Consider the following 21,089-nt stretch of genomic DNA (forward strand, 5'->3'; position numbering starts at 1 on the left):
GTAAAAGACATGGTAGTCCTTGTTTCCGATAGAAATATTGAGTTTGCCGTCAAGGGAATTCTGACTCGTTGCGACGCTTTGAACATTCGCCAAATAACCAATGACTTCTTTGTTCACCCGGAACATGATCCGGGTTGTCGCTTGCGTGCTCACGATTTTTTGCGAGGACTTATAAAACAGTACAAGTATGCGCTGGTTGTACTTGACCGCGAAGGCTGCGGTAGTGAAACACCGACCCGCAAAGTGCTGGAAAAGGAGATCGAAGAGCGCTTGGCGACATCGGGGTGGAATGGCCGGGCGGCGGCGGTGGTCATCGATCCGGAACTGGAAGTCTGGGTTTGGAGCAATTCACCGCATGTCGAAAGGATTCTCGGTTGGGCCGGGATGCAGCCCGACTTGCGAACCTGGCTCATTCTAAAAGGCTATTTGCGTCCGGGTGAACTTAAGCCCCGGCGACCCAAGGAAGCCGTCGAAGAGGCTCTATACCTAGCGGGTAAGGCGCGATCCTCTTCGCTCTACCAGCGACTTGCTCAAAATGTTAGTTTAGCACGCTGCGTTGATCCAGCGTTTGTCAAGCTCAAACTTACTCTGCGCAGCTGGTTTCCCGCCTAATCCTTGGAGCCCGGGCTTCGGTGGGCCGGATAGGACTTGATCCGGGTGCCGGTTGGGGCGGCACAATAGCGCTGCGGGAAAGGGATACGGGATGCGTATTAGGGTGGAGGTCGTGGGCGACGTCCCGGCCAATGAGTACGGAAGGCCGGGGTGAGCGCCGGGCGGGTGCGCGTCCGGCGGACGCGACCTGTCGTTCATCTACCGGCTGCTGGAGGGATTAGCGCAGCGTCTCTACGGTTCCCGGGTGACGGTGGCCTATCGCTACGGCGCGGCGATGGCCGCGGCGCGTACGCCCGTGGTGTTTGTTGATGGATCGGAAGTGGCCGCCGGCGAAGTGCCGGTGCCGCGGATTATCCGTTATCTGGACGGACTGGGCGTGCCCCGGGCCAAAGAGACGGGGGGTGAGGTCGATGGCCCGTCCGGGCAAGGTCAAGGTTAACAACGAATGTGACCTTCACGGATTTACCAGGCGGGAGGCGCTGGCCGAACTGGAGCGTGAGATCCGCGAGATGCGGCGGCGCGGCGGCGGGCGGCTGCGGGTGATCCACGGGTGCGGCGAGGTCCTTTCGGAGATGGTCTACGACTACGCGCGGCGGACGGCCGGGGTCGCGGCCACGCCGGAACGGGATAACCCCGGGTCCTGCATCCTGGATATAAGATAGCCTCGCCGCATGTGGTGAAGAGTCAGGAGGTATCGGGTTTGAGGCAAGACTGTATTTTCTGTCACTTGCCGGCGAACAGTATCATTGCCGAAAATGACCTGGCACTGGCGTTTTATGACAAGTACCCCGTCAATCCGGGGCACACGTTGATCATCCCCCGGCGGCACTTCAGCTCTCTGTTCGAAGCCACACCGGAGGAGATGCTGGCCATTTACGACTTGCTGCACAGGGTGCGGGGCATGCTCGAGGAGCGCTATCACCCCGACGGCTACAACGTGGGGGCGAATGTCGGCGCCTGCGCCGGACAGGTCATCCGGCACCTGCACTTCCATATGATCCCCCGCTTCAACGGGGATGTCGAGGGGCCTCCCGGGGGGCTGCGAAGGGTAAAGAAGCCGGTAACGGCCTGGGAGAGAGAATAGGGCATCCACCAGGGCCTTGAGCTGCCGGTACCCGGCGGGCCGGTCGCCCACGGGGATGCGGTTTAGCCCGCGCGGTGCTCGCGCAGTGCTTGGCGGGAAAGGGTCTTTCGCAGGCTGGAGCCGGTCGAGGGCAAAGGTGGTTGAGGCATGGTGATGGATACAAGAAAAGCCGAAAAAGGGCAGAATATGTCGTTTGCTCCAGATTTGAAGAGCTATTCTTTTATGGGAGATAGTGATTGTGATTGCAATCATTAGCAGTGTGTCATATGAGATAAATGAGTCCATTTGGCAACCCAGGGAGGTGATACTTTTCATATGGCCGCGGGCAGGTACTTGACGTTCCTCAAAAAGAACCTGTTGGAGGAGGCCTTGCGCGTCATCGCCGAAGTAAATCCCGAGGTGGCCTGGGCAAGGGTTGTGATTGACGGGACAATGGTGGAGATCAAGGGTCGTTCGCAGAAAGGCCATGATAACAGGCTGGAGTGGGACATCCCCGTGGGTGACGCGGTTACGGCAAGGGTGCAGTTGGGCCTCGCCGGCTCATCCAACCTTGCTCTCCCGGACACCGGCCCGGTTCTCCCGACCGTGTTGAAAACCATCTTCAGGGTTGCGGACGCGGCGGAGGAAGCCTGCCTTACGACTGTCACACAGCTGGCTGAGGAATTGCAGGTCAGGCGGCGTGAACTGGAGACCTTGCAGAGACAGATGAAACACCTCAGTTTTCGTGATCCGTTGACCGGCTTGTACAACAGGCGCTTTTTCCGGGAGGAGGTGAAACGTCTTGACGGTTGCGCGCAGGCCCTGCCGGTCAGCATTATCGTGGCCCGACTCAAAGGACTGCGGCAGCTTGGGATAACCAAAGGCGATGCTGCAGCCGATGAAGTATTACGCACGGTGGCGCGGGCAATCGAGTCCTTGTTCCAACCGGGCGATGTCGTGGCGCGGGTGGGCGATGACCAGTTCGCGGCGGTCCTTCGCCAGACCGGTGTGGAAACGGCTCGTTCGCGCGCCGGTGAAATCGAACTCGCCGTCCAGCTTATTAGGGCCGGAGCGGCGCCGGATGAACCCCTGGCGATGTTCACCGGCGTTTCTTTTGCAGACCGGTGTGACGTGCCCATGGCCTCGGTTCTTCTGGCAGCCAACAATGATCTCTACCGCACGGAAAAATCCTGCCGGAGCGGGGTTGCCCGCTCCGTCATCAGTATGCTAAAGGTTTTGGTGGCCGAGCGGGATGATATCACCGGCGCGCACAGTGACAGGCTGCTCGGTATGGCCGAGAGGTTTGCCTCTGCTGTTAATTTAAGTGCCGTTGACAGTGAACGCTTACGCATACTGGCCGTGGTGCATGACATCGGGAAGATCAGCGTGCCGGACCGTATCCTTTTCAAAGAGGGGCCGTTGACCCCCGCCGAGAGGCGTGAAATGGAACGGCACAGTGAAATCGGGTACCGTATCGCGAGCAGTGTGGCCGAAATGGCTCCGCTGGCCGAGCTCATACGGTACCACCACGAGCGATGGGACGGTAAGGGATACCCGGACGGGTTGGCGGGCCTCGCCATTCCCCTTCCATGCCGGATGCTCTCAATCATGGACGCCTTCGACGCGATGACCAACGACCGGCCATACCGGCGCGCCCTTGGTGTTGAGGCGGCGCTGGACGAGCTGCGCCGGTGTGCCGGGAGTCAGTTCGACCCTGAACTGGCTGAGATCTTTGTAGACCGTGTCGTTGGCGGCGATAAGGCTCACTGATGTATTACGGATATATCGACTTTAGAGGACGCCCATAAGATCAATCATTAACTTAACAGTTTGTCCAATTCAAAGTATACGAGGAGGCGTTGAGATGCGTGTTCGACAGAAGATCCTGGCCGGCTACCTGGTGGTCCTTGTCATGCTGGTGACCATTGCCACCCTGACGGTGACTCAAGTCTCCAGGGTCGACCGCTCTTACCGGGAGCTGATCGACCATCGCGTAGGCCTCGTGCGGCAGACGGAAGAGATGTTGCTGGCCTATGAATATATGGCGCTCATGATGCGGACCTACCTGCTGACGGGCCTTCCGGAGTATCGCGAAGAATATGACGCACAGGCGAAACTGGTCCAGAGCGCCTTGCGGGATACGGAACCTAAACTTACCGCCTCGAAAGAGAAAGAAATCTTCAACAACTTCCGGGCCGTACTGACGCGCTTTCAGTCGGACTACGCGGTCCCCATTATGAATGTACATGCCCGCGAGGATCTTACCCCCCAAGAAAAAACGGCGGAGATCGAAAGGATCACCCTGGCGAACAAGGGTATCGTGCGCGGGGTCATCAAGGATGGGCGGGAATTCGTTACCTACCAGGAGGAGGAAATGAAAAAGGCGCAGGCTCAGGTTGCGGCCGTGGTGAAGCGGGTCACCGCGGTCACCTGGACGGTGGCCGGTATCGCCATCCTGCTGGGGATCGGCGCCGCGCTCTTGATCTCGCAGGTTATTACGGCGCCGGTCAAGAGGCTGGAAGCGGCGGCGACGCGGGTGGCGGACGGCGACCTGACGGTCGGCGACGTGGAAATCCGGTCCAAGGACGAAATCGGCGTTCTCAGCCGGTCTTTTGGCAAGATGGTCGCCGCTTTGCGAGGACTTGTCGGCGATATACACAAGTCTACCGCGGAGGTGACGTCAGCCACGTCCGAATTGACCTCCAGCAGCCAACAGGTGGCATCCGCCGCTTCAGAAACGGCCACGGCAATGAGCGAGGTTTCCGCGACGGTGCACCAGGTGGCCGACAACACCAACGCCATCGCGGCCTCGGCGCAGAAGGCGGCCGCCCAGGCCCACAACGGGCGGGAGACGCTGAAAGAGGTCGCGGACCAGATGGAGAAGGGGAGGCGCGCCTCGGCCCTGGCCGGGGAGACGGTCAAACAGCTGGAACAGAAACTGAAGGAGATCAGCAAGATCGTGGAGTTTATTACTCTAATCGCCGACCAGACCAACCTGCTGGCTTTGAACGCGGCCATCGAGGCCGCGCGCGCCGGTGAACAGGGGCGCGGTTTCGCCGTCGTGGCCGAGGAGGTGCGCAAGCTGGCCGAACAGTCGGCCACCGCGACGAAGGATATCGGGGCCTTGATCAACGGTATCCGCAGCGACGCGCAGCGCGCGGTGGCGGCGATGGAGGAGGACCTGCGGATGGTCACCAGGGGCAACGAAATCGTCCAAACCGCCAACCAGGCCTTCCAGAGCATTATCGCCGAAGTCGACGCCCTGGCGCAGCAGATCCACGACGTCGCGGCGGCGACGGAAGAGGTGTCGGCGACGATCGAAAGTGTCACCGGGACGGCGGAGGAACAGACAGCCACCGTCGAAGAGGTGGCCGCGGCCACGGATTCGCTTAACCGCCTGGCGGAGCGCCTGCGGGAGGAGGTGACGGGTTTCAGGTTATAGCCGGGCATTATAGTCCAGGTACGAGGGCCGTGCCTCAAAGGTGCGGCCTTTAGTATTGCCGGAAGCGCGTAGTGACGACGGACCACGTAAATCATCGCTGAAAGAGCAGCGATATAGTAAAATGGGACAAGCAGAGGCGGTTTTTGGTTGCCCGAGTCGCTCGAAAAAGGAGGGAAGTTATTGGTATCTGATAAACGAGAACGTCCGACGGGTCCTGAGGCGCCCGGCGTTGACGAAGGGACGCTTGCGGTCCCCGCCGTGACCACGTCGGAGCTGGCGGAGAGAATGCTTGACAACGCCGGACTGTTGGAAATATTTGACCGGCAGGTGTTACGCCTGAGCGGCGTGCTGCAAGGGATGGCGGGGACCTTCGCGCTGGTGATGACTGACGCGGAAGGGTGCTGCCTGAGAGTGCGTACTTGCCAGCTTTCCCCCCAGGACGTTGAGAAGCTGGGGCTGAAGAAGGGGTCTCTCCTCCTTGAGGATTTTGTGGGCCCCTGCGGGATCGCCACTACTCTGGTCAGGGGAGTGCCGGTTATGTTCCGTGGGCCGGAACACGGCAGGTCGGCTTACCATAACTGGGTAACGATGGGTGTTCCGATTCATGCCCAGGACGGGGGAACCGTCGGCGCCCTGGGCCTGTATGTGGCGGCGGCCCAGGACACCCTGCCCCTGCTGGACCTGCTGGTGCTTGCCGGACATGCTATTGAAGCCGACCTCGCCAGGGTTACTTTACAGCAGCAGTTGGCGGCCAAGGCCGGGGCCCTGGAGGCAATGCAGAAGGAAACCCACGGTCTCTTCGACGCGCTGCCCATGGGAGCCATGGTGGTCAACAGCAGGCTCAACATAGTGGTCTGGAACCATGCGGCCGAGAGGATAACCGGCCTGGATGCAAGCCATGTGCTTGGCAGGAACGTCTTTGCCGAGGCCCCTGCCCTGCTGGAGGCTGACTGGGCGGAACTGCAGGCAAAAATCGCGGAAGCGCTGTACGGGGAACGGCCCATTTTCGGACAGGAGATCACCGTGCGGTTGGATGGCGAGGACACCATCCTCTCGTATAGCATCCACCCGGTGTGGTCCGAAAACCAGGACTGTGGCAAGTGCCTGGTTCTATTCGAAGACGTGACTTATCAGCGTCGGCTTGAAAGAAGAGTGCGGCGGACGGACGAGAAGATGGAACTTGTGGGACAAGCCCTTGACAGCCTGCCGTTCGGCGTCGTGATTACGGATGCCTTCGGACGCATAGTGTATGTGAACGGGACTTTTCAACGCAAGACGGGGTTTGACGCCGAGGCGGTCATAGGAGTCAGGCTCGGCGCGTTGGGGCGTGACGTTGCCGGCCCGTCGAAGAGGAGAGACGACGCGGAGAGGATGACGTCCCTCGACGGGGCTGCGCCTCAGATGTCTACCGAAGGCCGTTTTTATGCCCTGGCGGACAGGTCGGGCCGAGAACGGGTGTTTGTCCTTGACAATCATTCGGTTGAGGCCGGTGGGCAAAAACTAGGAACTGTTAGCCTTTGGGATGACCCCGGGACCACGGGGCGTTTGGCGGTACGTTTTAAAGATATTGCCGGCCTGGACGGAGTCCGGGTAGCCAGGGCCCCGAAGGAGGGGCTGTCCGTGGCCGTCCTTTGGGAGCAGGTACGAATGTACCGCGGGATGACGCCGGCGCAGTTTGCCCACCAGGTCCTGGACCTCAACCTCAGCCAGTATCTCCGTTATGAGAAAGGCGCGAAGTTTCCCAGCCTGCCGAACGCCCTGGCGCTGGCCCGCAGGGCCAACTTCGCCCTGGAAAGCATCTATTGCCTGCTGGATGATACGGCGGTTTGACAGGCAGGCCGGTTGGGGCCGGGAGAGAGAGGCGCCCTTTGCGGGCGCCTTTTTTAGTCCCTGTGAGTTATAGACGGGTAGGCCTCCGACAGGCGTTGCCGCTGCTCAGATTGACCGTCCTGGATAATCCCCCCCATGCCTGCAGTGGATCATGAGGTCACAATTGGATCGGGGTGGCATTTAGCAATAGCTAGATAGTCCATCCCATGCACTTGAAAGTTGTAGCAGACTGTACCATGCGTAAGCCCCAAGTAATTATTTACGCCAATTGGCACATTTCCTGCGAATGTGAAACTTGTCGAATTTTGGCCTTGTACCGTATGCTGGTTCAAGAAGCTGGCGTATAGGCCTTTGATCCGCCCCAGTGACGAAGGGGCTGTCGCTTCGTTTACGGAGTTTCTATATGCCGTCGGGTTAATCGGTATGTCCGGACCTCCAATTAGCCGGAAGGGTGGGGACGTATCCGGTGCTTAACTCCACCATTACCGAATCGGAACTGTATACGGCGGGGGGCTTGGACGTTCCAGAGCCGGCAGGAGAACACCGCCAGGGTCTGGCCGTGGTACGGAACCACCGCATTGTCTGGCATGACCGGGGTTTGAGTAAACTCCTGGGATACGGGCCGTATGAGCTGGTGGGATGTCAGACCCGGGTCTTGTATGCGGACGACATCAGTTACATTACTTGCAGCGAAACACTTTATGGACCAAACCGTTCCGGGAAAGAAATCGCCGTCAGCTTGGTGTCGGCTGACGGCAAGACGGTTCCTTGTCGCATTTATGCCCATGCTCTCGAAGGCACGGGGAGCGGGGGGCTCTGGTTGATTCTCGTGCGGTGCCTCTCCTCGGGGAGCATTGGATACGGCCCGCCCGAAAGGGATTGCGTTGCGCTGGAGAGTGTGGCAAGGGCGATGGCCGGCGATTTGCGCAACCCGTTGTCCGTCATCCGGGGCTACGCGCAGTTTCTCGTTGAGGAATTAAAGGGAACGGCGGCGGCGCGGCGTGCGGAACAGGTACTGAGGGCCGCTGATGAGCTCGCGGCCAGGATGGGCGCTTTTCTCAGCTTCTTTTCGGCTTGTGAGGCTCCACGAAGTGTGTTCGATTTAAACACTCTGGTGGCGGACCTGGTGCCTGAACTGGAGATATTGGCGTCGTCGTATTTAGTACGGGTGAACGGGGAGTTCGACCGCCTCCCGTGTTTCGTGCGCGCCGAACCGGGGGTCCTGCGGTATGCGCTCCTTGAACTGGCCTGGCCGGTTCTGGAAGCGATGAAAAACCGGCCTTTGAGGCAACTGCACATTAAATGCGCCTATCTTCAAAAAAAGCGGGAAGTCGAAGTGGTTATCGAGGCCTCCGGGGCTTCTCCGGCTTCGGGACGATCAATGGCCGGGACGGAATCCACTCGGCGGTTGAAGGCCGAGGACACCGAAAGGGCCGGTCTGGCGGTGGCGCAGGCGGTCATCGTGAGTTACGGGGGACGGGTGATCCTGCACAGTAACCAGGAAGGGGGATTGATCCGGGCGGTGGTTCATACACCTGAGGCTCAAAGAAGCGGATAGGGGGCAGCAAGAATGCGGCGTAAAGTCGAGGAAGGCCTGAGACTCGGGTCGGTAGCAGTGCTGGCGGGCGCCGTAGCCTTAAGTGCCCTCGTGCTCTATGAAATGAAACAGGTCAAAGACGTCCTGGGCGGTTTCCCTGAGCAAATAGACAAGGTCGTGGCCTCGGACGAACTGCACTACGGGTTGCTCGCCCAGGCCTATTTTATGCGGGGGTATATGCTCTACAAGGACCCGATCTGTCTGGATGAATTCCATCGCCAGGCCGAACTCAACCGCGTGCGGATTGAACAGTTGCTGCGCAGTGTACGTGATTCACGCAGGCCCCTGACGGAACAAATGCTGGCCGCGCATGAAGAGTACACCCAGGCTTGCCGGGAGGAGATAATCCCCCTGGTGCAGCGGGGCGATACGGCCGCCGCGGTTCGTGCCGCCGAGAGCAGCCGTGTACAAGATCTGGCTGAAAAGATGCTTGCCTCCGAGGAAGCACTCAGAGGCCAACGCCTTAAGGACACCTACAGTCTGGTCGGCCTGGCGGGCCTTGAGGCAAGCCGGGCGCTCTACTGGGGGATCGGCGCTGTACTGTTCATTATCCTGGCCGGGTTGACCGGCGGAAGCCTGGTTGCCCACCGGATGGCCCTGGAATATATGGTCTACCGACTAGTATTACTGAATTCACATAGCGCCGTAATGGTGATTCGCCGGGACGGCCGCATCCATTCGGTCAACCGCGTGGCCGAGAGTATTTTCACCATACGCCGGGAAGAGGTCGTGGGCCGGCGCTTCTCCGGCGTGTTTAGCGGCCGGGCGCAACCGGGCGAGGTGGCCTTTTCGTACCCGGTGGAGGACGTCATATCCAGCGGCGACGATGCCTGCAATATAGAACGGGATTATGAGGACAGCGAAGGCCGGCGTCATACCCTGCTGGTCGACTGCCAGGCGCTCAGGTCGGAAGGCGGCTCCATTCACGGGGCGGCGTTGATCGTCCGGGACATTACGGAAAGGAAGCTGGTAGAGGAAAGCCTGCGGGGGCTCAGCATTCGGGACGGCATGACCGCTCTCTACAACCACACCTATTTGAGGGAGTCCCTGGTGCGGAAGGTGGCTGAAGCCGAGGCGGGCGGAGGGCGGCTGGCTTTCCTGATGCTGGACGTGGACAACTTTAAGAGCTACAACGACTGCTTCGGGCACCCGGCCGGCGATGAACTGCTGCAGACCCTGGCCCGGATACTGGAAAGGAACGCCCGCGTTTCGGACATCGTCGCCCGGTATGGCGGGGACGAGTTCGCCATTATCCTGTCCGACGCGGATGAGGCCGCGGCGGTCGAGCTTGGGGAAAGGATACGGCGCGCCGTGAGGGAGTACCATTTCCCGCACCGCGAGGCGCTGCCTGACGGGCGGGTCACGGTCTCGGTGGGGGTGGCCTGTTACCCCGGCGACGCTGATGATGCCGACGGGCTGGTCAGGCTGGCCGACGAGGCTCTGTATACCGCCAAGCGCAATGCCAAGAACAGGGTGGAGGTGTACTTTTCCGCCTTTAAGGAGTTGCAGGCCGATTGGCCCCAGGAGCAGGGGCTTCTATACAACGTCGGGGGCCTGCTGGCCATGGTCAACAGCAAGGACCGCTACACCTACGGTCATTCGGAAAAGGTGGCCTATTGGGCCAGCCGCCTGGCTCGGGCGGCCGGTCTTACGGCGGAGGAAGTCAGGATGGTCAGGCTGGCAGCCTTCCTGCACGACATCGGCAAGGTCAGCATTCCGGAGCGGGTGCTCAATAAGCCCGGAGTCTTAAACGAGCGGGAACGCCGGCTCATCAGGGACCATCCGGTGACGGGCGCCGCCATCATCCGTCATCTCAAGCCCCTGCAGGACATCATCCCCGCCATCCTGCATCATCACGAGCGCTACGATGGAACCGGATATCCCGACGGACTGGCCGGCGAACGGATTCCCCTGCCGGCTCGTATCATCGCCCTTGCGGACAGCTGGGATGCCATCACCTCCGAACGGCCCTACCAGCGGGCAAGGAGTGCCGGCGAGGCCGTGGCCGAGATCAAGAGGTGTACGGGCACACAGTTCGATCCGGAGCTTGCGTCATTGTTTATCAATGAGGTCCTGGCGAGAGAGCCGGCCACAAGAGTGGATGACGGAATGCCTGTGGGGAAGGAGGCGCTTATAACGGCTTAGACGATATTGGGTGGGCCTTAAGATTCTAAATATTCCTAAGTGGGATTTAGAGAAATCAGCATGGGGGGTGGACCGGCACGCCGCACCGGACCGAGTGCGGCGCCGGCGTGTCGGGGATAGAATGACTCTGACCATAAGAGGAAAGCTGTTGGCCGGCTTCGGGGTAGTCCTGCTGCTAGCGCTGTGTAGCTGCCTGTTTCTGGTCTGGACTCTGACCCGAGTCGACAAGGATTACAATGCCCTGATCAAGACGAAGGGCTACGCCTATGCCTGGGCCGAGGCGGCCGTCGGTGACTACAGCAGCGCCGCCGCCAGCGTCAGGTCTTACGTAATAGGGGGAGACCCGGCGGACGGCGAGAAGTGCCGGGAGCGGATGCAAAACGCGGATGCCCACCTGGCCGCGATTGAACCTCTGCTACAGACCGACGAGGGGAAGAGGATCTACAAGGAGTTCTCTGACGCATCCTTGGCCTTCAAACAATACGCCGAACGGGTCATTTCCCTGGTGGCCGCCCGGGAGGCCGCCACTGGGGAGGAGCGCCTGGCAGCGGAAAGGCAGTTGGCCGAGTACCTCTCCTCCCAGAAGGGAATCGTCGGCAAGGTGGTGGATGCCGGCAATGCTGTCGCCGAACGACAGCGGCAGCGCCTGGACGACGGGGTCGCGCAGACGGCGGCGGCGGCGAAGAGGCAGATGTTTGTGGCCAACATCATCACAGCCGTGACCATCATCCTGGGGCTGGTCATCGCGCTTTATGTCGCCCGTATGATCGCTGCGCCGATAAGTCTGGTCGATGCCGGAGCGGCCAGGATTGCCGCCGGCGACCTGACCGGTGACGAGATCAAGGTCCGGTCCCGGGACGAGACCGGGCGTTTGGCCGCCTCCTTTAACACGATGCTTGTGAACCTGAGGGAGATGGTCAAGGAGCTGCAGGAAAAAGCGCAGACGGTTTCTTCTTCCGCCGCGGAATTGTCCGCCAGCGCCCAGAGCGTTTCGGCGGGAGCCAGTGAGAACGCGTCCACGATCGCCGAGGTCTCCTCCACGGTGGAAACCGTCGCCAACAATGCACAGCAGATCGCCCAATTGTCCACGGAGGCCGCCGGCTCGGCCAGGCAAGGGAACGAGGTCCTCCAAGACGTTAAGTCCCAGATGGACGCCATCCAGGAGGTCACGGCCGCCAACAGGAACGTTGTGCACGGCCTGAGCGCCTCCGCCGGTAAAATCACTCAAATCGTGGAACTGATCACGCATATCGCCGACCAGACCAATCTTCTCGCCCTGAATGCGGCTATTGAGGCGGCCCGGGCCGGGGAGCACGGGCGAGGGTTCGCCGTCGTCGCCGAGGAAGTGCGCAAACTCGCGGAGCAGTCCGCCGGGGCCGCCAGCGAGATCTATGCGCTCATCAATACCATTGAGGGAGACGCGCAGAAAGCCGTCCAAAGCATGGAACGGAGCACAGCCCAGGTCGAAGCCGGGGCAAAGGTCGTGGGGGAAGTAGAGACCACCTTCCAAAAGATCATCACCGCCGTTCAGGATCTTGCGGATCAGATCCAGGCGGTTGCTTCGGCGGCCGAGGAGATGTCGGCCGGGGTGGAGAACGTGGCCGCGGCGACGGAGGAGCAGACGGCCACCGTGGAAGAGGTATCCGCCACCACGCAGACCCTTGCGCGGCTGGCGGGGGAACTGGAGTCTCTGGCCGACCGGTTCAGACTGGGCCAACGTTCCCGGTGACGCTGAGCATCCGGGAGAACGAAGGGGTTGAAGCGCGAGGGGGCTCTCCGAGGAGAGCCCCCTCGCCCTGCGTTCCGTCTCAGTATGGGCCCGGAAGGTGCTCGGGCGGAGCGCCGGCCGCGGACCAGCCCGGGGGCTGCTCGTGGAGAACGCCGAAACGGCCGACGTCCGGGTGCATCCCGGACAGCCCGCCGACAAGGCGCCGCACCTCATCAAGCATGGCGTGACGGTCGGCGTCGCTTACAAAGGGGACGGCGTAGAAGTTGCGGTAGGTCACCGGGGCAAGCCCGCTCATCCGGAGTGTGCCCTCCACCAGGCTGGTGCGCATCGACTGAATCATCCCACTGGCGCCGGCGGCTGCCTCATCGGCGCCCGACGTCGATATGACCAGTGCCCGGCGTCCTCTTAAGAGGCCTTCCAGGCCGTGGTCGGTGGACCGGTAGGCGAAATTGACGGAAAAGACGCGGTCCAACCAGCCCTTGAGGATGGCCGGCGGGCCGAACCACCAGACAGGGAAAACCATGAGCAGGGTGTCGGCCCAGGAAACGGCCTCCTGTTCGCGGGCGATGTCGTCGGGTACGCGGCCCGCGAGAAGGCTCTCGAAGTCCCCGGCGGAGAGGCTCGGGTCCCAGCCCTCGGCATAGAGATCGCGGACACGTACCTCGGCGCCGCCGTCGCGCAGGGCTTCCTGTGCCGTTTCAAGGATGGCATGGTTAAAGCTTTTAGGGTTCGGGTGGGCATAGACGATCAGGGCGCGCATGGCTTTTTCCTCACCTTGCCTCTCGGATTTCTGGTTACAGGCTGCCCGTGACCGTTACGATCTATACAAAAGAGAAAAACCACCTGCCAAGGGATGGTCAAGTGGTTGGATGCGTTATTGGTGCGGCAGAGAGGATTTGAACCTCCACGGGCTAAAGTGCCCACTAGATCCTGAGTCTAGCGCGTCTGCCGTTCCGCCACTGCCGCACGGCTTCTTATGACAATGACTATGATAGCACAGCGTACGGTCACTGTCAACGGCCTTGCGGACGTCCGGGCGTCCGCGCGCGGCGCCCGCGGCGCGTTCGGACGGTGGGCGCGCTGCGTAGCCAGGTCAAGGTATAGAGGGTGACGGCGATGCTCCCGGCGGCCGCCAGACCGGTAGCCACGCCCATCTGGTCCCCGCCGGGCAGGTAGGGGTGGAGGCCCACGCCGTAGTCCAGCCAGTCCATGAGGGCGAACCAGGGCCCGACGAGGAGCACGAGGTAACGGGCGGGTACCAGGAGCGGCAGGAAAACCAGTCCCTCAACGGCCATCCCGAGATGGGCGACAAAAAGCGCGACGCCCTCCAGGTCCGGCACGCCGCCGGTCGCCCAGTGGTGGCCGAGGATGCCCACGGTCCACGTGCCGTACTTTATCAGGCCCGGGAGGGTGAAGGCCTCGAGAAAGGGCCAGGGCCGGGCCAAAAGGCGCAGGGCGATGACGGCGGCGAAGAGCAGGGACTGGATGGGGCACTCCGGAGTAAAGGGCCAAAAATACCAGGGGGTGGCCGCCAGTTGTTCCCGGTACCAGATGAAACCCCAAACCGTGCCGCCAAGGTTGACCAGGAGAATGGCGACCAGTGCCCGGGGGCGGGCGAGCAGCCAGGCCAAAAGGCCCCCGGGGGCGGTTTTACGGTCAGCGGACGCGCGCACGGCGGATCTCGGCGGGAACATCATTCGTGGCCACCGCTTCGCGGGGCCTGATTATCCGGGCGGGAACGCCGCCGGCGAGGACATTCGGGGGCAGGTCGCGGTTTACCAGGGAACCCGCGGACACGTAAGTGTTGGCCCCGATGGTCACCCCGGGCAGGACGGTGGTGTTGGCGGCGATGAGGCAGTTGGGCCCGATGACCACCGGGCCGGTGCGGTACTCCTCGACCAGGAACTCGTGGCAGAGGATGGTGGCGTTATAGCCGATGACGCAGTTGTCGCCGAGGGTGATCAGTTCCGGGTAGAAGAAATCAAAAACAGCCATGGCTCCGACGGCGGCGTTCCTGCCGACCTTCACACCGAGGAAACGGTAAAGGCGGTTCTTCAAGCCCAGCCAGGGGATGTAGCGTGCGAGCCAGATGACCGTGGCGTTGAAGACCACCCGGGCACGGCTCTTGTCCCGGTAACAATACCACAGGCTGTTCTTGTCCGGAGGAACGGGGTGTCTCGTCAGGCGGCGCACGTCGAACCATCCCCTTCGGAGGCGCAAGAGCCCCGAACGCATCCGGGGATCTTAGGCTTTATCGTAAGGCCTGCGCCACCTGTTCCGCGGCGCGCCGGCCGGAAAGGAGCATTCCGCCGAAGATGGGCCCCATCCGGTAGCCCCCGGCGACGGCGTTGGCGGCCATCCCCGCCACCCAGAGCCCGGGGTAGACTTCGGCGGTATATTCCAGGACCTGGGTTTCCGCGACCTCGGCCCACATGGGCCGTTCCCCGACGGTCCGCCCCTGGGGGGTGCGAAGGGTAACGCCGGCCTTGCGGGATAAAAGGTTGACGATGCGGGCCTCGTGTCCCGTACAATCAATGACGTAGCGGTAACGGGCGGCGATAGGGTCAACGTGGAGGCGGGCGATGTCCACGGCCGTCCAGTTGAGGACCAGGCCCGAGACACGCTCCTCATGCAGGCAGACATCCTCGGCGGAGACCAGGTTCAGCAGGGTGGCCCCGGCGCGGGCGGCGGCCAGGGTTAAGGCGGCGACCGACTCGACGGACGACGCCGTGTAATAGCCCTCGTCGAAGGGCTGGCAGTTGACGCCCACCTCTTCCATGATCGGCAGGGCCGACTCCTGCACGACAATCTCGTTGAGCATCATCGCCCCGCCCCACATCCCGCCGCCCAGGCTTAGTTTGCGCTCGTAGAGGACGGTCTTCAGGCCGGCGCGGGCGAGGTAGTAGGCCGCCGTAAGCCCGGCCGGTCCGCCGCCCACCACGGCCACATCCCCGTCGAGGCTGGCGAGCAGCCTTTCGGTATAACGTTCGATGATTGCCCTGGCTATTATGCGCTCGTCCAACTGCATGGTATGTCCTCCCCGGGTTATATAAATAGTCTAGGTTGTTACCTATACAATTATAATTGTCCAGATTTTCCCGTCAAGCGCGGGGCATCGGTAGGGTTTTCAGCCTATCTGGAAAAGTTAGGGTAAAAGGCAGGATTTTGGCATCGCGCCGTCAAATGGGATTGGTAGATGAACTCCCAGACCCGGGGGGACGGGGGGTAAGGCCGTGCCGTTTGGTCTGCACCTGGTTTTGCTGGGGTTGCTGGTCGGTACTTTAGGATATATCGTGGCCAGAAGCAGCCGGACCATGGTGTACGTCTGCCTCGTGGTGAACCATCTGCTGGCCATGGGGTTTGTGCTCGGCCGGTATCTTTACCTGACAACATCCGGCGGCGGGGGGGAAAGGACCTTTCTCGTTGGACACCTGTCCTGCCTCATGCTCCTGGGACTGGGCTGGTTGATCTTCGCCCTCTATGACACTCAAACCGTCCCCGGCTGGAAGACGATCGGGATTCTCCATGTGCCGGTGCTGGCAGCGATCGCCGTTATCACGGCCACGGCCGCCCCGGCGACAAACATTATGGCTGATGCTTTCTCCGGCGTATATTTCTTAAGTGGCGGAGCACCGTTCCAGTATTCTCTGGCCGTAACGAGCCTTTACGCCATGGCTGCCGCCGGCGTCTTAGCGGGTAAGGTACGCCGGCGCCGCCTGGCCTCCCGCTTTCAGGCCGGGTTCTTACTGGCTGGAGTCCTGATACCGCTTATATCGGCAGGGTTTGAAACGTTGCTTTTCGGTGCCGGCGTTAGGCTGCCTGCCGGGACACCGGCCTTACCGGTCATCGGGGTCACCCTCGGCGCCCTTTGCTTCGTGATAGGCGTCCTCCGTTACCACGTCGTTGATATTGTGCGGCAGGGGGTATATGAAAATCTGCGCGAGGTGGTGCTGGTTCTGGACCTGGAAGGGCGGGTGGTGGACGCCAACCTGGCCGCGCGGCGCCTGTTCGGCGGGCAGTGGCCCTTACATGACATGGCCCAGATACGGTCCAGGGTGGAAGACAGGTTGGAAAGCCCTGACCTTTTCGATGACCTTGCGAGGCATATGGAACAAGGCACAATGGCCCCTTTTGAAGGGGAATTGCGCCTGACGGAGGATACCAGGACCCGTTATCTGACGGTTTACGCCTTGCCGGTGGAGGCACAGGCAGGAATGGTCGGCTGGGCGGTCACGATGGGCGACGTCACAGGGTTGCGCCGGGACCTCGACCGGGCGCGGTTCCAGGCGATGACCGACGACCTGACAGGCCTTTATAACCGCCGCTTTGTGAGCCATGAGCTTTTGCGGGAGGTCGAACTTTGCGCCCGGACGGAGGCCAACCTGGCGGTTCTCCTGATCGATGTCGACCATTTCAAGGAAGTGAATGATGCCTATGGCCACCAGATCGGTGACCGGGTGCTGGCCGCGGTAGCGCACGTCATCAAGGAGAATCTTCGCCCTACGGACACCGTGGGGCGGTTCGGCGGCGAAGAGTTCATCGTTATGTGTCCGGGGAGCGACCTTGCCGGGGGAATGCGCCTGGCGGAGCGGCTCCGGCGCGCCGTCGCGGATTGCCGGATCCCCGTCGACAACGTGATCGTACGGGTCACCATCAGCGTAGGAGTGACGGCCTGGCAGGGAGGGGCGGAAACGGTCAGCGAGGTGGTAATCGATAAGATGTTGCGCGAGGCGGATGAGGCCCTTTACCGCGCCAAGAACAAGGGGCGGAACCGTGTGGCCGGCGTGCCCAAGGGCATAGGCGAGGTATCGTGAGCCGGGGGCATTACCGCTTGCAGCGGCCCAAAACAAAAAGACAAGGACCACAATCCTTGCCTTTGGCATCTTTATGGTGGGCCATGTAGGAATCGAACCTACAACCTGACGATTAAGAGTCGCCTGCTCTGCCAATTGAGCTAATGGCCCATGCTTGATGGTGGAGGGGGTTGGATTCGAACCAACGAAGGCTGCGCCAGCGGATTTACAGTCCGCCCCCTTTGGCCACTCGGGTACCCCTCCGCAATGATGTCAGAGATCGGCATGAGATGTCGGACTATATGGTAATTCGCGCCCCGCTGAACTTCTTTTTGGTCGGGATGGGGAGACTTGAACTCCCGGCCTCTTGCTCCCAAGGCAAGCGCGCTACCAACCTGCGCCACATCCCGATGCCCGGGATTAAAAAGGTGCCATTTCCGACAAGGATGAGTATAGCATAAGGCGTGCACGGGTGTCAACAGGCTTTCCCGGGGGAGTCAGGGCGGGGTTTATGCGCCCTGCGGTGTGTTATACTTACTTAATAAGACTCACGGTGCAATGTCAAGAGGAACTTAATGGAATTTAAGTGGGGTTAAGTCAAAAAGGCCATACAAAATCCTCCAACTACAGGTTAATTAAGTAGCTGGTAATAGATTCCAGTATAGAGGAGTGAGGTAAGAAGTTAAATGTTCACCTGCCCCGGCGCATAGATTTGGCCTTTGCTCAGCAGTGCATAGACCAGACGAACGAACTTCCGTGCGGTTAAGACTAAAGCCCGCTTGTGCTGGTGTTTGGTAACCTCGGCATATTTGGCCTGGTAATAGGAGCGGTATTCCTCGTTGTGCACCCGCAACGAGTTGGCCGCCTCCACCAGGTAGTAGCGAAGGTAGCGGTTACCGGTCTTGGTAAGGCTTTTGTCCTCGGCATCGAAGTTGCCGGACTGATACCTGTTCCAGGTGAGGCCCGCGTACTGGGCCAGGGCCGCCTGGCCGGCGAAGCGCCTGATATCCCCGATCTCGGCCACGATGCCGGAAGCCAGGACCGGCCCGATGCCGGGGACGGTGGTCAAAGTCTGCGGGATAGCGTCCAGTTCCCGGGCGATGAGCCTGTCCAGCTTGCGGACCTGGCCTTTCAGGAAATCGATATTGCTGATGGTCATGGCCAGGGCCGTCTCCACCGCCGAGCCCATCTGGGGATGCAGGCGGTAGGCGCGGCGGGCCGTAGCCTTAAGGGAACGGGCATATTCCTCCGGGTCGCCCAGGCGGTTGTTGCCGTTTTCCAGGATAAAGGCGGCCAGATCTTCCAGTTCCAGATTCAGCAGCTCCTCCGGGGTATAGTCATTGAGCACGGCCAGGGAAGAGCGACCGAAGACCGAGCTGAAGGGCTTCTCCCGGCGGTAGTTGGAGAACTTCAGGTAGATGTAGTTATAGGCGCGGTTTTGCTCCACCGCCAGCGTCTGCACCAGGTGCAGGCGCAGACGGGTCAACTGCAGGAGGGGCTCGGTCACCAGCCGTTCCTGGGAGAACGGCGTAAGATGGCCGAAGCGTACCCGTTCAGCAATGGCGAAAGCGTCCAGGCTGTCCGTCTTGGGGCGTTTGGGAAAGGACTTCTTGAAGCCCGCCACCAGGGCCGGATTGATCTCGTAGACCTTCGTCTCCAAAGCGGCCAGGGATGGTACAGCCACCAGGAAGTTGCGCAGGTGGACCCCGTAAACCGAGGTAGCCTCCAGGCCGACCTCCAGCCGGGTAGCCCGCTGCTTTTGGGCCAGTTCCAGCAGGAAGGCGGTCAATTCCTCTGCCCCGGCCAGGTCATTGCTGAACGTTCTGCTTTGACCCAAGGGCTGGCCGGACTGGTCAACACACAAGACCACGCAGGAGTCGGCGCTCACATCGATGCCGCAGAAAATCGCACGCACTGCACACCACCCTCCCTGCGCTGGTCAAGAATTGGGGCGACCCCTGAGAACTCGGCGCGTTAACAACCTCGCGGGCGATAAGCGCTCAACTGGTTGTCCGGGGGTGCACCCCGGGGCTGCTGTCACCCGGGGCCGGGCAACAGCCGGCGCAGCTCATGGTCAGAAATCAACACCGAGTGCAGGGTCTCACTCTTAACAGAGAAGTCACCGGTTTCCCGGGCAACAGGAGGCAGCGAGAGTGACCCCGACCAACGCCAGGTTGATTGTCTCAGAGGTACGCCCATAAGATCAATCATTAACTTAACGGTTTGTCCAATTCAAAGTATACGAGGAGGTGCACGGATGCTGCTGGATACCTTTCGCAAGCTCATGTTGGTGAGTGTCGGGGCCCTTTCGCTGACCAAGGAAAAGGCGGAACAATTGGTACGGGAGTTGACGGAGAAGGGCCAGGTGAGCACGAACGAGGCGCGCAAGTTCGTGACGGAACTGATGGAGAAGGGCGACAAGGAGCGGGAAGCGATCCGGAACGCTGTCGGCCAGGAGGTCCGCCGGATCCGCGAGGAATGGGGGATCGTCACCAAAGGAGACCTGGCGGATCTAAACGCGCGCCTGGCGCGGATCGAGGAACACCTTTTCGGTTCGCCCGCAACGGAGCCGGAGAACACCGCCGAGCCCGGCGCGGCGCAATAAAATACTAATTGTTGGCATATCCGGGACCATTATCCCCGTATAGTTATGCTGAGTAACTCACGCGGGGGAGATGGTCCTTATGCTTCTTAAGGGCTTGGCTAAGCTGACCCTGCTTTTTGTGGTACTAGCCCTGGTGCCGCTCCTGGCGTTTGCTACCGGGGGAAATATAGACCCGGACCAAGCGCCTGAGCAGGTCCCCCGATACACACGCCATGTCTTTTTGGTGGTTGTCGACGGCCTTCGTGCGGACATACTGCAAAAGGTGCAGGCGCCTAACATCAACGGGATCGGCTCGGCCGGAGTGCGTGTGCCGGAGACCATCCCCGTTTTCCCTCCAACCCTTGAGGCCAGCACAGGGACCATCCTGACCGGCACCGATCCTTCTCTTCACCGGTTTCTGAAGCCGGGTGACCGCCTGGCCGAGCCGACGGTTTTGGAAGTGTTGGAGAAGCAGAATATAGGCACCGCTTTTTTTGACGGCAGCAACGGCCGATTGAAAGGCCTGTCCCGGGGAGCGCGGCATTATCATGCCTGCGGCAACGACGGAGAGGTGATCGAGGCCGCGCTCAAATACCTCGGGGAGAAGAAGCCCTACGTAAGCGTAATGGTTCTCAGCGGGCCAGGGAAGGCCCTTGCGCTGTCCGGTCCGGACAGCGACGAGTACGCCCGGGCGGTCAGCGAGGCCGACAACCGGATAGGCGAACTGTTGAACTTCCTGCACCAGCAAGGGCTGTATGACCAGTCGCTGTTCATGATGACGGGCACGGGCGATGCGCCGCCACTGATTGTTAAGGGCCTGCAGTTTAAGTGCGGGGTGGTGTTGCCCCCGGCGGGAGTCATCGATGTCGCCCCCACCCTGGCCTACGTTCTGGGCAGCAAGCTCCCGGAAGCGAGCGGGCTGATACTCTGGAACGCGATGGAGCCCGGCTCCTTCCAGAACGGGCTCTATCTCATGGAGCAGCGGATCAAGGACCTGGCACAGGCACAGGTGAACGCCTATCAGGAGATCTACCGGCTGCGGGACGAACAGTACCAGGTGCAGGACGAGAAGGCGCGGTTGACGGCTGAAAGGGACGAGACTTCGCAGGCCATCAGCGAGCGCGACCGGAAGATCGGGAGCCTGGAACTCAAGGTGAAGGCGCTGGTAGCTACTATCTTCTTACTCTTGATCCTTTTCGGTGTCGGTTATCTATGGGAGTATCGCTATCTGAAGAAGAAATTCCTGCTCTTCTCATAACAGCAAGAAAGGTTGGTCGGCCCCGGGGCCGAAGAC

Annotated in this window: 18 protein-coding genes and 4 tRNA genes; 13 read left to right on the forward strand and 9 right to left on the reverse strand. The window is 61.0% G+C overall.

Annotation, left to right across the window (positions count from 1 at the left end; translation table 11 throughout):
• The 10 genes from QMC81_03920 to QMC81_03965 form a co-directional block, all read left to right on the forward strand.
• A partial coding sequence (locus QMC81_03920; protein MDI6906628.1) for a hypothetical protein occupies positions 1–612 on the forward strand: 612 nt, incomplete at its 5' end.
• Positions 613–862: 250 nt separating this feature from the next.
• On the forward strand, positions 863–1,051 hold the full coding sequence (locus tag QMC81_03925; protein ID MDI6906629.1) for a hypothetical protein: 189 nt from the start codon (positions 863–865) through the stop codon (positions 1,049–1,051).
• Positions 1,023–1,274 (forward strand): Smr/MutS family protein, encoded by a 252-nt coding sequence (locus QMC81_03930; GenBank protein MDI6906630.1) that lies wholly within the window; start codon positions 1,023–1,025, stop codon positions 1,272–1,274. The genes QMC81_03925 and QMC81_03930 overlap by 29 nt, the downstream gene beginning before the upstream one ends.
• 38 nt (positions 1,275–1,312) lie before the next feature.
• The gene (locus QMC81_03935) at positions 1,313–1,696 is read left to right on the forward strand and encodes an HIT family protein (GenBank protein MDI6906631.1); all 384 of its coding nucleotides are present in this window, start codon (positions 1,313–1,315) and stop codon (positions 1,694–1,696) included.
• 315 nt (positions 1,697–2,011) lie between these two features.
• The gene (locus tag QMC81_03940) at positions 2,012–3,445 is read left to right on the forward strand and encodes a diguanylate cyclase (GenBank protein ID MDI6906632.1); all 1,434 of its coding nucleotides are present in this window, start codon (positions 2,012–2,014) and stop codon (positions 3,443–3,445) included.
• Between the two features lie 94 nt (positions 3,446–3,539).
• Positions 3,540–5,117 (forward strand): methyl-accepting chemotaxis protein, encoded by a 1,578-nt coding sequence (locus QMC81_03945; protein MDI6906633.1) that lies wholly within the window; start codon positions 3,540–3,542, stop codon positions 5,115–5,117.
• A 180-nt stretch (positions 5,118–5,297) separates the two neighbouring features.
• Complete coding sequence (locus tag QMC81_03950) at positions 5,298–6,947, forward strand: PAS domain-containing protein (protein ID MDI6906634.1); 1,650 nt, start codon at positions 5,298–5,300, stop codon at positions 6,945–6,947.
• A gap of 466 nt (positions 6,948–7,413) precedes the next feature.
• The gene (locus QMC81_03955; GenBank protein ID MDI6906635.1) at positions 7,414–8,505 is read left to right on the forward strand and encodes a hypothetical protein; all 1,092 of its coding nucleotides are present in this window, start codon (positions 7,414–7,416) and stop codon (positions 8,503–8,505) included.
• A 12-nt stretch (positions 8,506–8,517) separates the two neighbouring features.
• Positions 8,518–10,689, forward strand: a complete 2,172-nt coding sequence (locus tag QMC81_03960) for a diguanylate cyclase (protein MDI6906636.1) — start codon at positions 8,518–8,520, stop codon at positions 10,687–10,689.
• 121 nt (positions 10,690–10,810) lie between these two features.
• Complete coding sequence (locus QMC81_03965; protein MDI6906637.1) at positions 10,811–12,418, forward strand: methyl-accepting chemotaxis protein; 1,608 nt, start codon at positions 10,811–10,813, stop codon at positions 12,416–12,418.
• Between the two features lie 79 nt (positions 12,419–12,497).
• On the opposite strand, the gene QMC81_03970 is transcribed toward QMC81_03965, so the two are convergent.
• The 5 genes from QMC81_03970 to QMC81_03990 all read right to left on the reverse strand — a co-directional run bounded on the left by QMC81_03970 (position 12,498) and on the right by QMC81_03990 (position 15,446).
• Complete coding sequence (locus QMC81_03970) at positions 12,498–13,178, reverse strand: NAD(P)H-dependent oxidoreductase (GenBank protein MDI6906638.1); 681 nt, start codon at positions 13,176–13,178, stop codon at positions 12,498–12,500.
• A 118-nt stretch (positions 13,179–13,296) separates the two neighbouring features.
• Positions 13,297–13,384: transfer RNA gene (locus QMC81_03975), tRNA-Leu, on the reverse strand.
• A gap of 47 nt (positions 13,385–13,431) precedes the next feature.
• Entirely contained in the window at positions 13,432–14,091 is a 660-nt protein-coding gene (locus tag QMC81_03980) for a DUF1405 domain-containing protein (protein ID MDI6906639.1), read from the reverse strand.
• Complete coding sequence (locus QMC81_03985; GenBank protein ID MDI6906640.1) at positions 14,075–14,611, reverse strand: acyltransferase; 537 nt, start codon at positions 14,609–14,611, stop codon at positions 14,075–14,077. Before QMC81_03985 ends, QMC81_03980 begins: the two co-directional genes overlap by 17 nt.
• Positions 14,612–14,669: 58 nt before the next feature.
• Entirely contained in the window at positions 14,670–15,446 is a 777-nt protein-coding gene (locus tag QMC81_03990; protein MDI6906641.1) for a sulfide-dependent adenosine diphosphate thiazole synthase, read from the reverse strand.
• Between the two features lie 205 nt (positions 15,447–15,651).
• Here QMC81_03990 and QMC81_03995 point away from each other — a divergent pair, with 205 nt between their 5' ends.
• Complete coding sequence (locus QMC81_03995) at positions 15,652–17,232, forward strand: diguanylate cyclase (protein ID MDI6906642.1); 1,581 nt, start codon at positions 15,652–15,654, stop codon at positions 17,230–17,232.
• A gap of 74 nt (positions 17,233–17,306) precedes the next feature.
• On the opposite strand, the gene QMC81_04000 is transcribed toward QMC81_03995, so the two are convergent.
• The 4 genes from QMC81_04000 to QMC81_04015 form a co-directional block, all read right to left on the reverse strand.
• Positions 17,307–17,382, reverse strand: a tRNA-Lys gene (locus tag QMC81_04000).
• Positions 17,383–17,390: 8 nt separating this feature from the next.
• Positions 17,391–17,475: transfer RNA gene (locus QMC81_04005), tRNA-Tyr, on the reverse strand.
• Between the two features lie 69 nt (positions 17,476–17,544).
• Positions 17,545–17,621: transfer RNA gene (locus QMC81_04010), tRNA-Pro, on the reverse strand.
• A 272-nt stretch (positions 17,622–17,893) separates the two neighbouring features.
• Positions 17,894–19,126 (reverse strand): IS110 family transposase, encoded by a 1,233-nt coding sequence (locus QMC81_04015; protein ID MDI6906643.1) that lies wholly within the window; start codon positions 19,124–19,126, stop codon positions 17,894–17,896.
• A 342-nt stretch (positions 19,127–19,468) separates the two neighbouring features.
• Between QMC81_04015 and QMC81_04020 the strand changes: the two genes are divergently transcribed.
• Positions 19,469–19,816 (forward strand): hypothetical protein, encoded by a 348-nt coding sequence (locus QMC81_04020; protein ID MDI6906644.1) that lies wholly within the window; start codon positions 19,469–19,471, stop codon positions 19,814–19,816.
• Between the two features lie 79 nt (positions 19,817–19,895).
• Complete coding sequence (locus tag QMC81_04025; GenBank protein ID MDI6906645.1) at positions 19,896–21,053, forward strand: alkaline phosphatase family protein; 1,158 nt, start codon at positions 19,896–19,898, stop codon at positions 21,051–21,053.
• Positions 21,054–21,089: the final 36 nt, after the last annotated feature.

Source organism: Thermoanaerobacterales bacterium (assembly GCA_030019475.1).
Taxonomy (GTDB): domain Bacteria; phylum Bacillota; class Desulfotomaculia; order Desulfotomaculales; family JASEER01; genus JASEER01.